Below are 11,984 nucleotides of genomic sequence, written 5' to 3' on the forward strand. Positions count from 1 at the left end.
ACTTAGAGATTAAAACCAAAACCATTTAGATTATTTTTTAGGATAATATCAGGCTCATTAAATGTAATATAATCACTATACAAATCTTTAGCTACCCAGTCTAAAGGATCAAGATCAGCTACTGTAATACCTTCTGCTAATGCAAAACTAGCTGTAGCTAAAATACCTGCTGGTGACTCCATCATACAGCCCACCATACATAATACACCTGCTCTGTCCGCTAGTTTCTTAATTTTTTGAGCTTCTAAAATACCGCCTGTTTTTGCAAGTTTAATATTAATCATATTACACGCTTGTTCATCTATAACTCGCTCTGCATCTTTAACATCAAATACTGACTCATCTGCCACCACAGGAATATTACTAAATTTAGTAATCTCAGCCATTGCTTTTATATCGTAATATTTAATTGGTTGCTCGATTATCTCTACATTTAAACTATATTTGTTTATCTCCTCGATAAACTGCTTTGTTTGCGCTATATTCCAACCTTGATTAGCATCAAACCTAAATTTAATGTTTTTACTAAACTCATTATCAAGAGCTTTAAGCAACTGGATATCTCTATTAAAATCAGCTCCTGTTTTAACCTTAATAGCAGTAAAATTAGCTTCTACACCATTTTGAATATTTTGTATAGTTTCTGCAATGCTACCACAACTTATAGAAACATCAGTTTCAATGATATTGTTTTTTGCACCAAGTAATTTAGCTACAGATATATTTTGCTCTTTTGCTAATAAGTCATGGTATGCCAAATCTATAGCCATTTTTGCAGCAGAGTTAAACATAACTTTTTTAAAAACTAGTTCTAAAGTTTGTTTGTAATCAGATAAATCTGAGCCAAGTATCACTGGAGCAAATATCTCACTAATAATATATTGCATACCCTGCAGCGTATCTCCAGTAATCGCTGTGGTTGCTGGAGCTACACCATAACCTTTAACTCCATTATCTAAAGTTAACTCAACTGCTAAAGAATCAATATGGTTTGTACTTCGTACAGCTGTTATAAATGTTCTCTTAAGAGGCATTTTGATGATAGATGTTTTTATGTCAATTATCTTACTCATATTGAAAATCCTGAAAGTATCTTAGCTACAATTAACCCACCTTGAGTACCAATCAAAAACCCAAGTAACGCCATAACAACTGCAATAGATACCAAGCTTCTAGTATATGCACTTGCTAATATAGGTGCTCCTGCTATCCCACCAATATTTGCTAGTGAGGCAATAGAGCACATTGCTAAATTTAGCCTGAATATCTTAGCAATTATTACCATAAGTATAGCATGAATAACAAGCACCATAAGCCCACAGACTATGTATATCGGTGCTTGAGAAAATCCTTTAAAACTTGAGCCTGATGCTATAAGTGCAACCAAAAAATATAAGAAGATACTTGCAATAATGCTATCACTTCTAATTTTGGCTATTGGAGTCATAGCTCCTACAAAACCAAATAATGTCACCAACAGAATTATCCAAGTCTTAGCAGATATTAAATCTGTAGCTGGTAAATAACTTGATAAAATCTTTGCTATATCAGTAGCAGTAAATGCCATTGCAATTAATACAAATATTCCAACAAAATTAATATCGCCTTTAACATCATAAGGATTGTTAATATCAACTTTACTTATATGTTCCTCAATACACCCAGCTTTTGTCCATTTATCAAAAATGTTTGCTCGAGAAATAAGCGCAAATAGAAAAGCAAACCAAATAGAATAACTAATGGAATCTGTCAGTAGTATATAGCCCATCTGATTATCAGGGGTACCAAGAGCTTGCTTAACAGCGACCATATTACCAGTTCCACCCATCCAACTTGCTGATAAAGCTGAGAATCCTTTCCAAGCATCTGGCGATATATACTTACCAACAGTTAAATACATTATGACAAAAGCTATTATGATACTTACTGTAGCTCCAAAAAAAGCTATGAGTAGCTTTCTACCTAGTTTTATAACTACTCTAATATCACAACGAATAAGCATCAAAAATAACATAACAGGCAATATTAAATCTTGAAGCTGAGACCTTGTTTGAATAATTTCTGAAGATTTTGAATCCCAAAACCCCATAGCTGAAAGCACTACTATGACAAAATAAATAATTACAATTGCTGGAAAATATTCAAATAATTTCGATTTTGACTTACTTGATAGTAAAACTATAAGACTGCATATTAACAATAAAGATGATATATAAGATAACGAAGTTGAAATCATATTTTAGAAGTTAAAACATATATAGACAAATTATACAGTTTTTTTGAACTTAATCTTTAAGAAAATTTTCGATATCAGCAATTAGATCTTCAGGAATTGTTTTAGGTGCATATCTAACGACAGTTCCTCCATCTTTTGATACTAAAAATTTTGTAAAATTCCATTTTATAGCTTCGGTACCAAGTACACCTTTTGCTCTTTCTTTAAGATATTCATATAGTGGTTCTGCATCTTTACCATTTACTTTTGTCTTTTTCATTATTGGAAATGTAACATCATAATTAGTTTCACAAAAGTTTTTGATTTCCTCATCACTACCAGGTTCTTGTCCACCAAATGAATTACATGGAAAAGCTACTATCTCCAGATCAGGATATAATTTATGTAAATGTTGAAGACCTCTATATTGCTTAGTGAATCCGCACTTACTTGCAACATTTACTATCAAAATAACCTTATTCTTGGGTAAAGAATATTCTGATCCATCATTCTTAGTTAATTTAAAGTCATAAATTGACATTGTATTACCTCTTATATACTTTATTTAAAAAAAGCTACTTTGATGTATTTTGACCTGGAGAATTCAAAATACTAAAAATCTCATTAACAAGTTTAGGGTTAACATTATATTCTATTGCAAAATTTGTACGCGTAGCTGCTAAATCTTTGTCTTGGAATGGATCACTGCTAGGTAAATTTTGTTTTTTCTGAATATCTAGCATTTGATTTCTTAACTCCTGACGCTTAGCTATATGCTTTATGATTTGTTCATCTGCATGCATAATTTCAGCTTCGTATTTACTCAAGGTAGGTTTGTCAATAAAACTGCCTGGACTCATAGCAAATGATGAACTACACAATCCTATACTAATTATGGCTACTAGATATTTTTTCATAAAATACAAAATATATGGTTTGATTTTAATACTATAATGTTTTATAAAAACTTTTGAAAGTCAATAATAAATAAAAATTAATGCAAATATATAATATTTGTCTAACTTACTACAATAGAGTCATTTATATTTATAATTTAAACTCTAAGAAAATGACTTCCAATACTATATTTTCTACTTATTGCTTGTTCTACAGAGAGCTTAGCTAACTTGATTACTTTACGATATGCCTCTAATTTTAAGTCATAATTTTCTAAATCCTGCTTATGGGCAATAGATTTTTCTAATACTTCTAGCTCTTTATAAACATTTATTAACTCATTTTGCTTTCTAACTAGTCCAACACTATCCCATATTAACTGGCGTATATAAGTGATTTGTTTTGCATAATCACAGTTTGATTCAACTAATGTTAACTGTTGATTGTCTTCTAGATAAGTATCTTTTATATTTGCTAAAATATGTTTACTCGCAGCAAGTGCATACACAATACATTCTAATAGTGAATTACTCGCAAGCCTATTTGCTCCGTGAAGACCAGTACAAGAAACCTCACCAACGGCATAAAGGCCATCGATATTCGTTTGAGAATATTTATCTACACTAATCCCCCCACAACTATAGTGCGCTGCTGGAGATATTGGAATTCTATCATTTGTAGGATCTATATTATTATCTAATAATTTTTGATATATGTACGGAAAATTTTCTTGCCATTGACTAGAACTTAAGTGAGTAGCATTTAGGTAAATATTTCTACCCGCTTGCATATTTATGTATATTTGTCGTGCAACAATATCTCTAGGAGCTAAGTCTTGTCTTTCATGAACTGACTTCATTATTCGTAAGCCTTTCTCAGTTTCTAGTACTGCACCACTACCACGAATAGCCTCTGATATTAATACAGGATCTCCATTTCGAGCAAAAAAACATGTTGGATGAAACTGTGTAAACTCTAAATTTTCAAGCTCACAACCAATATCATAAGCCATTATCATAGAACTACCAGTTCCAGCTGTTGCGTTAGTTACATATTTATATAGTCCTGAAGCCCCACCCGATGCTAATATTACTTTCTTTGCAATAAACTTGGTCACATCATGACTTACGTTATGAGTATATAAGCCTATACATTTATTATCTTTTTTTATTAATTCGATAACATTGTGTTCTGCATATATAGTAATATTTTTTAATCTATCTAAATTTTCATACAACTTAGTAATAACAGCTCGACCAGTATAGTCTTTGATATGCAAAATTCTTGCTAAAGAGTGTCCTCCCTCTAAATGTAAGCTATATTCACCATCTGATTTTCTATCAAACTCTACGCCATGCTCTTCTAACCACAAAATTGCAGAATTAGATTCTGTCACTACTTTTGTAATACTATCAAGATTTGCAATCTTACCACTAGCTATATATGTATCGTTTACATGTGATTGTATAGTATCTTCTTCAGAAACTATTGCTGCGATTCCACCTTGAGCATACGAGCTTGCGCTATGGCTTAATTTTTGATCAAAAATCAAAGCCACATTTAATCCTTGCTCAGCTAACTCAATAGTGGCTACTATACCTGCTAACCCTCCGCCAACTATAACTACATCATGCTTTTTTGTAATCATTGTTATAATTGAACCTGCATAGATAAATCTATCGCCGTAATATGTTTAGTAATCGCTCCTACAGATATAAAATCCACACCCGTTTTAGCTATTTCGACTATAGAGTTACTATCTATATTACCTGATACTTCAAGTGCTACCTTATCTTTGGCAATCTTGACTGCTTTGTTTATATCCTCAATCGAGAAATTATCTAGCATAATGATATTGGCACCAGCTAGAATCGCTTGATTTAGCTCTTCAAGATTAGTCACCTCAACTTCTATAGTTTTTGTAGGTTGTAAACGAGCAGCTTTTGAAACAGCTTTTGCAATGCCACCAGCTGAACGGATGTGATTCTCTTTTATCAAATATGCATCAAATAAACCTATGCGATGATTAAATCCTCCGCCACATTTAACAGCATATTTTTGAGCCATACGAAAGCATGGAATAGTTTTACGCGTATCAAGAAGCTTTGTCTTATAATCAGCAATCAATTTAACTAAATTATTCGTTGCTGTAGCTGTAGCAGAAAGCATCTGAATAAAATTAAGCATAGCTCTCTCTGCTGTTAAAATACTCCTAGCATTACCTCTAAGCTCAAAAATCTTCTCACCAGCAGATATTTTGTCTGCATCATCATAAAACCATATTATCTGGATATTTTTATCTACTTGATTTATAACTTCATTAGCAAACTCTTTACCACATAAGATCATATCTTCACGTGTAATACAAAATGCCATTGTATCAACATCTTCGACAAGCTGTGCAGTAATATCACCATCTGCAATATCTTCGACTAAAGACTCTGCTACTAATTTTTTAATAACATTCTCTGAAACACTAGCAATCTGATTAGTATTTAACATTATTTCAGACATAATACTTCCTTAGAAATTTATCATTCTATTTAGAGGAATAAGAGCTTTTTGGCGCACTGTTTCTTCTACAAATATCTCATTATCTTGATTAATCAAACAATCTTTTAGATTCTTAAGCTGATTTAGCTTCATCCATGGACATTTTGCACATGATTGACATGTTGCCCCACGACCTGCTGTAGGTGCTGGAATAAATTGTTTATATGGCGATAACTGTTTCATCTTATAAAACACACCTGTATCAGTTGCTACGATAAACTTATCATTGTCCATCTCTTTACTAGCAGCTATTAATTGAGAAGTTGATCCTACTGCATCGGCTCTTTTTATAATCTCAGCAGGTGACTCAGGATGTACCAAAACTGCAGCATCAGGATGCTCAAGCATTAGATCATCAAGCGCTTGTGCCTTAAACTCCTCATGTACTATGCAGCTACCATCGTATAGAAGCATATCAGCTCCAGTTTGTTTTATAATCCAATCTCCTAAAAATCTATCAGGTCCCCAAAGTAATTTTTTACCTTGCTTATGAAGATGTGAACATATTTCCAAAGCATTTGATGATGTCACAGTCCAATCAGCTAGAGCTTTAATCTCTGCAGATGTATTAACATATACAACAACTTCCCTATCAGGATTAGCTTCTATAAACTTTTTAAACTCATCATTACTACAGCTTAAATCTAGCGAACACTCTGCCTCTAAAGTTGGCATAAGAATTTTCTTCTCAGGACTAAGGATCTTAGCAGAATCACCCATAAATCTAACACCCGCGACTATGAGAGTATCACATTCACTTTCAAGTCCAAACTTTGCCATAGCAAGCGAATCTCCAACAAAACCACCAGTTTTTTCTGCTAACTCTTGTATTTCTGCATCAACATAATAATGTGCTACCAAGCAAGCATTATGCTGCTTCAATAGCTCTTGTATTTCATGCATATATTGTTGCTTTTCATTATCTTTTATTTTTAAACTAGGTAATTCTTGTCTAGCTTGTGATATTTTGTCTTTTATAAGTTTTTGATTTAACATCCAAATGTCTCCTTAGTTATTAGCTTTGGATATTTTCTTCGAAATATTTACATAGTTGCTCTAATGATTGACTAAAATCATCATTTACAAGCTGATAATCGTACTCACTTGCATGAGAGATTTCAGACTCTGCTTGACTCATTCGATAGTCTATAATCTCTTTAGAATCTGTATTTCTAGCTTCTAGACGCTTTCTCAACTCATCCATAGATGGAGGTAAAATAAATATACTCTTTGCCTTGTGTCCATATATAGATCTTGTTTGCTGAGCTCCCTGCCAATCAATCTCAAGAATTATATTTTTGCCCTGCGTAAGTAATTTATCTATTTCAGATTTAGATGTACCATAGTAATTTTTGAAAACTTTTGCATATTCAATAAAGCCATTAGCATCTAGCATCTTTTCAAACTCTATAATTGAAACAAAATGATACTCTTTTCCATTAGTTTCACCTACTCGAGGATCTCTAGTTGTATGTGATGTTGCAACCGCAAAATTTTCTTTGCCAATTTCAGTTTCTAAAAAAGCTTTTAATAAGGAGCTTTTGCCAGCACCAGAAGGCGCAGAAACTATAAAAATATAGTTACTCATTTATAGAAAAAAATTATTGTATAGATAGTCCGATGAATTATACAACTTTCGATGAGTAAATAGAATAATACACAAGAAATTATTTATTTGAGAGTATAAGAAATCGGTACTCACAGCTTTACAAAATTTTCTATTTCCCTTATCTATTAAATTTTATAAATTCAACTATGAATACAGTTTATTTATATGATTCAAAACATTTAAAGCAATACACAAATCTGATTCACTAAAACTGCTAGAACTTTCTCTTGCCCATTTTGACTGCTTTTCATCTAAAAGTTCATATATGTTATAAGCCTTTTTTGTTAGCTCTATATATTTAGATTGCTTATGCTTTGGATTATTTATCAACTTAATTAAATCTTCATTAATCATCACTTTAACTATCCTTTGCACTGCCTGACGACTCTGCCCCATATAATTAGATATATCTACTATTGTCATAGGAGCTTTAGAAAGCTTAATTGCTCCTAATATTTTCCATCTTGAAGAAGTAAGTCCAAATTCTTTTGTTAAATTATCTCCTTGTATATTCAGTATTCCACTAGCTTTAAATGTTTCTAGTACAAGATTAGTAAATATTGTTTCTTTTTTCATAACTCAAAAATCCGACAACATGTTGACATATTGGGAAAGTAATATAACATTAAATTTATATAATACTTTAACCTAACTTAAATATCATGAAAATTATAATACATAAACTTTCTGCATTTGCAGCTATACTTTGTATCACTTTATTCTTCTTAGCTACGATAATTAGTGAAATATTTGGTAGCTATAGCAATATTATAATAGTAAAAAATCTTATATTATTTCCAGGATTATTTATTCTAATACCCATCATTATTACAACTGGTATAAGTGGGTCTATAATGACAAAATCAAAAAAAGGTATCATAGCTAAAAAAAAGAAAAGAATGCTTTTTATCGCATTCAATGGAATATTTATACTTATTCCTTCTGCTATAACCCTAAACTATCTAGCATCTAAAATGTGTTTTAATCAAACTTTTTATATAGTACAAATATTTGAATTATTAGCAGGGCTAATGAATATAATATTAATGAGTCTAAATATCAAAGATGGAATTAAAATACTTAAATTAAAGAATAATAGAGAAAAATAAAATTTTTTATCGAGCCGTAAGGTTTAATTTTTTACCCGCAACCCAAACATTTCTTAGATGACTTATAACCTTTGGAGATAAATTTGCTGGTAAATCTACTAACGTATGATCTTTTTGGATAGAAATATTACAAATGTGCTTGCTATCAATATTTCCTTCATTAGCTATAGCACCTACTATATTTCTTGGCTGAACGTCGTTATCACGACCGACTTCAAGCTTATATGTAGTCAAATCAATATTTACAGCTCTACGAGGTTTTCTATCAGGCCTGTCTGATCTATCAAATTTATCAGATCTATCAAAACGACTATTTCTATCATTACGATCGCCTCTGCGCTCAAACCCATCATTTCTGCGTCCATCTCTAGAGTTACCTCTTAAATTTCTATCTCTTTGAGGTCTATCATCTCTAGCTTGTATTTCTCTTGGGAAGAATGATTTCTTACCTTGAGCTAATAACGTAAGCACAGCTAAAAGCTCTTCTGAGTCTAATTCTAGCTCATCACGAATGCTCATAATAATCTCTTTATAATTATCTAAAGATTTATTTTTATCTAATGCCGAAGCTATTCGAGTTTTGAAATGATCTATTCTGCTTTGTGCTAAATCTTTTGCACTTGGCATAAACACTTCTTGCATTGGAGAGCCTGTAAATCTCTCTAAAGTACGCAAAAATCTCATTTCTTTCAAAGGAACTAGAGAAATTGAAATACCCTCACGTCCAGCCCTACCTGTACGACCGATTCTATGTACATACGTATCAGAATCATTAGGCATATCATAGTTAATTACATGACTAATACGCTCAAGATCTATACCTCTAGCAACAACATCTGTAGCTACTAAAATGTCAGATTTAGCGCTTTTAAATTGGTCAACTATATACTCGCGTTGAGATTGTTGCATATCTCCATTAATAGCTGCTACTCTATAACCAAGAGCTTTTAGATTATCAGCTACTTCAATAGTACTTGTCTTAGTTTTAACAAAGATAATAACACCATCAGTTTCTTCAACTTCAAGCAATCTATCTAACGCATCTATCTTTCTAAAGCCTTTTATCACTATGAACTTTTGCGTCACAGTATTTGCAGTTTTTGTTTTTGCTTTTACTTGTATCTTACAAGGATTTCTTAAATATTCTTGAATAATATCTGCTATATCAGTAGGAATAGTAGCTGAGAAAAGTAATCTTTGACACTCATCTGATACATGACTTAGAACGAATCTAACATCATCAATAAAGCCCATTCTAAGCATCTCATCAGCTTCATCTAATACTAATGCTCTTAGATTATCAAGCTGTAATGTACCTTTTTCGATATGATCCATCACACGACCAGTCGTACCAACTACAACTTTTACACCTTGCTTAAGCGCTCTTATTTGAGAACCATATTCTTGACCGCCATAGATACATGCAACATCTAAGTTTGGTATATTTTTAGAAAAAGCTTCAAATTGCTCTGCTACTTGTATAGCTAACTCTCTTGTCGGAGCTAGTACCAGAACTTGTGGAGCTCTATCTCTAGATTCTAAATCCATATTGTTTATTAAGGGTAATGCAAAAGCCGCTGTTTTACCCGTACCTGTTTGTGCTTGACCAAGCACATCTCTACCCGATAAGATATATGGAATAGCATACTGTTGAATTGGTGTTGGATTTTCATATCCTAATTTTATAACAGTATCTACAATATCTTGATTCAGCCCAAGCTGACTAAAATCTTTTTTAGTTTCAGAATTCATTTTTATCCGTAAATTTTTATATGAGAAATTTATTTAATAATTTGAAAATTATGAGAAATTTAAAATTATCCGCGAGATGTAATTTCTAATAAATGATAACCAAATTGAGTTTGAACAGGACCATGAACCTTGTGAAGTTCATCGTTGAATACAACTTTATCGAACTCAGGAACCATCTGACCTTGTGAGAAAGTACCTAAATCACCACCTCTAGCTCCAGATGGGCATAGAGAATGTTTTTTAGCTGCTTCTTCAAAAGTTATTTTACCTTCAGATATATCTTTCTTGATCTGTTGACACTCAGACTCTGATTGTACTAATAAATGTCTAGCTGAAGCTCTCATAATTATAGTTCCTTATTTTTTTTGATTTAACTATCAGTAATTACAGAGCTAAGAATACATTATTTGATAAAAATATACAACTTTATTAAAAAGCACTAGTGTCCTAAATCACGCAGTTTCTTACCTGAAATAAGATTATCTTCAATCTTCTCTAAGCTAGTACCTTTTGTTTCAGGTACAAACATTTTTAAGAAGAATATAGAAGCTAAACAGAATGCAGCATAAACTAAGAAAATAATAACATCACCGAATGCTACTTTAGTCATAATAACATTTGAATTAGCAATCACAACTCCTGCAAACGTCCAGTTAACAACTGTTGTGACAGTCATGCCTATTTCTCTAGTTTTAATAGGGAAAATCTCAGAACAAAGAGTCCATGCAACAGGTCCCCATGAGCAAGCAAAACCAAAAATGTATACTAAACAAGATATAAGTAATACGTACTTAATAAAATCAGCTGGATCTTGAGTATGTTTAATGAAATAGAAACAAACTGCAGAAACTATTAGTGATGACATCATTACAACAGCACCAACAGTTAAAAGTTTTTTTCTACCCCATTTTTCAACCCATTTGATAGCTGGGAATGTAGATAAGAAATTAACTAAATATACTGCCAATGCTGCTACTAATATATTAAGTCCAACATCTGATAGAAAATGTGGTGCATAATAGATCATCATATTAATACCAACTAACTGCTGGAACATTTGAATGATCACGCCAACAATCAGTATTTTCCAGAAGTATTTTTTAGCTAAACTTTCTACTACAGAGCCATGGTCTGTATTAAGAACTTTTTTAGTTTCCGCTATTTCGGCATCAATCTCATGAGCAGCTCTTAGTTTAGTTAGAACTTTATGAGCTTCCTGGTCTCTACCTTTGGATAGTAGCCATCTTGGACTTTTTGGTAAAAAGAAACATCCAACAAACATCAGAAATGCAAAAACAGTAATAACACTAAACATCATAGATAATGAAATTTTTTCATGACCTAACCACATTACGATAATTATGTTAGTCAGAGAAATTAAGAATATACCAAAAGTAATCATTAGCTGGAACAACGTTGAGATCGAACCTCTTATCTTTGTAGGGGCAGTTTCAGCAAGATATAATGGCGTTGCAAAAGATGCTAAACCAACACCAAATCCAAGCAGAAATCTACAAAATGTAAGTATGTTGATAGGTGGTAAAAATGAAGAAATTAAAGCTCCGATAAGAAAAGCAAATCCTGCAATCATTAGTGTGTTTTTTCTACCAAAGAATTTAGTAAAAAAACCACTACAAATAGTACCTAAGATACCTCCTGTTGCTAATATAGCATTAAAGCTACCAGCTGCCTTCGCATCCAAACCATAAAGTCTGTTAAGAGTATCACCTGCATTACCGATAAAACCCTGATCTAAACCAAATAGTAAACCTCCTAATGCAGCTATTGTTGCTATTAGATAGACTATCTTTTTATATTCTTGATGAGCATCCATATTTTAACCTCTCTA

The 11,984-nt window shown here is 32.2% G+C and carries 13 protein-coding genes; 1 reads left to right on the top strand and 12 read right to left on the bottom strand.

All coding sequences use genetic code 11. The features are described 5' to 3' along the window. Window positions 1–2: 2 nt before the first annotated feature. The 9 genes from ACKTR7_RS01430 to ACKTR7_RS01470 all read right to left on the bottom strand — a co-directional run bounded on the left by ACKTR7_RS01430 (window position 3) and on the right by ACKTR7_RS01470 (window position 7,850). Window positions 3–1,073 carry a dipeptide epimerase gene (locus ACKTR7_RS01430; protein WP_407876690.1) on the bottom strand — a complete coding sequence of 357 codons (1,071 nt, stop codon included), beginning with the start codon at window positions 1,071–1,073 and terminating at the stop codon, window positions 3–5. Next, entirely contained in the window at window positions 1,070–2,236 is a 1,167-nt protein-coding gene (locus ACKTR7_RS01435; RefSeq protein ID WP_407876691.1) for a DUF819 family protein, read from the bottom strand. Before ACKTR7_RS01435 ends, ACKTR7_RS01430 begins: the two co-directional genes overlap by 4 nt. Before the next feature lie 49 nt (window positions 2,237–2,285). Continuing rightward, window positions 2,286–2,756, bottom strand: coding sequence for a glutathione peroxidase (locus ACKTR7_RS01440; protein ID WP_044526279.1), 471 nt, complete (start codon window positions 2,754–2,756; stop codon window positions 2,286–2,288). 34 nt (window positions 2,757–2,790) lie between these two features. Then, window positions 2,791–3,132, bottom strand: a complete 342-nt coding sequence (locus ACKTR7_RS01445) for a chorismate mutase (RefSeq protein ID WP_407876692.1) — start codon at window positions 3,130–3,132, stop codon at window positions 2,791–2,793. A gap of 137 nt (window positions 3,133–3,269) precedes the next feature. Further along, complete coding sequence (gene nadB / locus ACKTR7_RS01450) at window positions 3,270–4,760, bottom strand: L-aspartate oxidase (protein WP_407876693.1); 1,491 nt, start codon at window positions 4,758–4,760, stop codon at window positions 3,270–3,272. Window positions 4,761–4,762: 2 nt separating this feature from the next. Further along, window positions 4,763–5,626, bottom strand: coding sequence for a carboxylating nicotinate-nucleotide diphosphorylase (gene nadC / locus ACKTR7_RS01455; RefSeq protein ID WP_407876694.1), 864 nt, complete (start codon window positions 5,624–5,626; stop codon window positions 4,763–4,765). Window positions 5,627–5,635: 9 nt separating this feature from the next. Then, window positions 5,636–6,661 carry a quinolinate synthase NadA gene (nadA, locus tag ACKTR7_RS01460; RefSeq protein WP_407876695.1) on the bottom strand — a complete coding sequence of 342 codons (1,026 nt, stop codon included), beginning with the start codon at window positions 6,659–6,661 and terminating at the stop codon, window positions 5,636–5,638. A gap of 19 nt (window positions 6,662–6,680) precedes the next feature. Beyond that, the gene (gene gmk / locus ACKTR7_RS01465; protein ID WP_407876696.1) at window positions 6,681–7,253 is read right to left on the bottom strand and encodes a guanylate kinase; all 573 of its coding nucleotides are present in this window, start codon (window positions 7,251–7,253) and stop codon (window positions 6,681–6,683) included. Between the two features lie 165 nt (window positions 7,254–7,418). Then, window positions 7,419–7,850, bottom strand: a complete 432-nt coding sequence (locus tag ACKTR7_RS01470; RefSeq protein WP_407876697.1) for a MarR family winged helix-turn-helix transcriptional regulator — start codon at window positions 7,848–7,850, stop codon at window positions 7,419–7,421. Between the two features lie 86 nt (window positions 7,851–7,936). Here ACKTR7_RS01470 and ACKTR7_RS01475 point away from each other — a divergent pair, with 86 nt between their 5' ends. Further along, a complete protein-coding gene (locus tag ACKTR7_RS01475; RefSeq protein ID WP_407876698.1) occupies window positions 7,937–8,383 on the top strand; it encodes a hypothetical protein in 447 nt (148 codons plus the stop codon). 6 nt (window positions 8,384–8,389) lie between these two features. Here ACKTR7_RS01475 and ACKTR7_RS01480 read toward each other — a convergent pair whose 3' ends face one another. From ACKTR7_RS01480 to ACKTR7_RS01490, 3 genes are all read right to left on the bottom strand, one after another. Further along, window positions 8,390–10,135: a DEAD/DEAH box helicase gene (locus ACKTR7_RS01480; RefSeq protein ID WP_407876699.1), complete on the bottom strand. Its 1,746-nt coding sequence runs from the start codon at window positions 10,133–10,135 to the stop codon at window positions 8,390–8,392. Window positions 10,136–10,200: 65 nt separating this feature from the next. After that, the gene (locus tag ACKTR7_RS01485; RefSeq protein ID WP_407876700.1) at window positions 10,201–10,479 is read right to left on the bottom strand and encodes a peptidylprolyl isomerase; all 279 of its coding nucleotides are present in this window, start codon (window positions 10,477–10,479) and stop codon (window positions 10,201–10,203) included. A 95-nt stretch (window positions 10,480–10,574) separates the two neighbouring features. Further along, complete coding sequence (locus ACKTR7_RS01490; protein WP_407876701.1) at window positions 10,575–11,969, bottom strand: sugar porter family MFS transporter; 1,395 nt, start codon at window positions 11,967–11,969, stop codon at window positions 10,575–10,577. Between the last annotated feature and the right edge of the window lie 15 nt (window positions 11,970–11,984).

Source organism: Francisella sciaenopsi (assembly GCF_045862875.1).
In the GTDB taxonomy this organism is placed as follows: domain Bacteria; phylum Pseudomonadota; class Gammaproteobacteria; order Francisellales; family Francisellaceae; genus Francisella; species Francisella sciaenopsi.

Bases quoted from the DNA above. Each gene is read 5' to 3' on its own strand.
- ACKTR7_RS01430 (WP_407876690.1), bottom strand. From the start codon at position 1,073: ATGAGTAAGATAATTGACATAAAAACATCTATCATCAAAATGCCTCTT.
- ACKTR7_RS01435 (WP_407876691.1), bottom strand. From the start codon at position 2,236: ATGATTTCAACTTCGTTATCTTATATATCATCTTTATTGTTAATATGC.
- ACKTR7_RS01440 (WP_044526279.1), bottom strand. From the start codon at position 2,756: ATGTCAATTTATGACTTTAAATTAACTAAGAATGATGGATCAGAATAT.
- ACKTR7_RS01445 (WP_407876692.1), bottom strand. From the start codon at position 3,132: ATGAAAAAATATCTAGTAGCCATAATTAGTATAGGATTGTGTAGTTCA.
- nadB (WP_407876693.1), bottom strand. From the start codon at position 4,760: ATGATTACAAAAAAGCATGATGTAGTTATAGTTGGCGGAGGGTTAGCA.
- nadC (WP_407876694.1), bottom strand. From the start codon at position 5,626: ATGTCTGAAATAATGTTAAATACTAATCAGATTGCTAGTGTTTCAGAG.
- nadA (WP_407876695.1), bottom strand. From the start codon at position 6,661: ATGTTAAATCAAAAACTTATAAAAGACAAAATATCACAAGCTAGACAA.
- gmk (WP_407876696.1), bottom strand. From the start codon at position 7,253: ATGAGTAACTATATTTTTATAGTTTCTGCGCCTTCTGGTGCTGGCAAA.
- ACKTR7_RS01470 (WP_407876697.1), bottom strand. From the start codon at position 7,850: ATGAAAAAAGAAACAATATTTACTAATCTTGTACTAGAAACATTTAAA.
- ACKTR7_RS01475 (WP_407876698.1), top strand. From the start codon at position 7,937: ATGAAAATTATAATACATAAACTTTCTGCATTTGCAGCTATACTTTGT.
- ACKTR7_RS01480 (WP_407876699.1), bottom strand. From the start codon at position 10,135: ATGAATTCTGAAACTAAAAAAGATTTTAGTCAGCTTGGGCTGAATCAA.
- ACKTR7_RS01485 (WP_407876700.1), bottom strand. From the start codon at position 10,479: ATGAGAGCTTCAGCTAGACATTTATTAGTACAATCAGAGTCTGAGTGT.
- ACKTR7_RS01490 (WP_407876701.1), bottom strand. From the start codon at position 11,969: ATGGATGCTCATCAAGAATATAAAAAGATAGTCTATCTAATAGCAACA.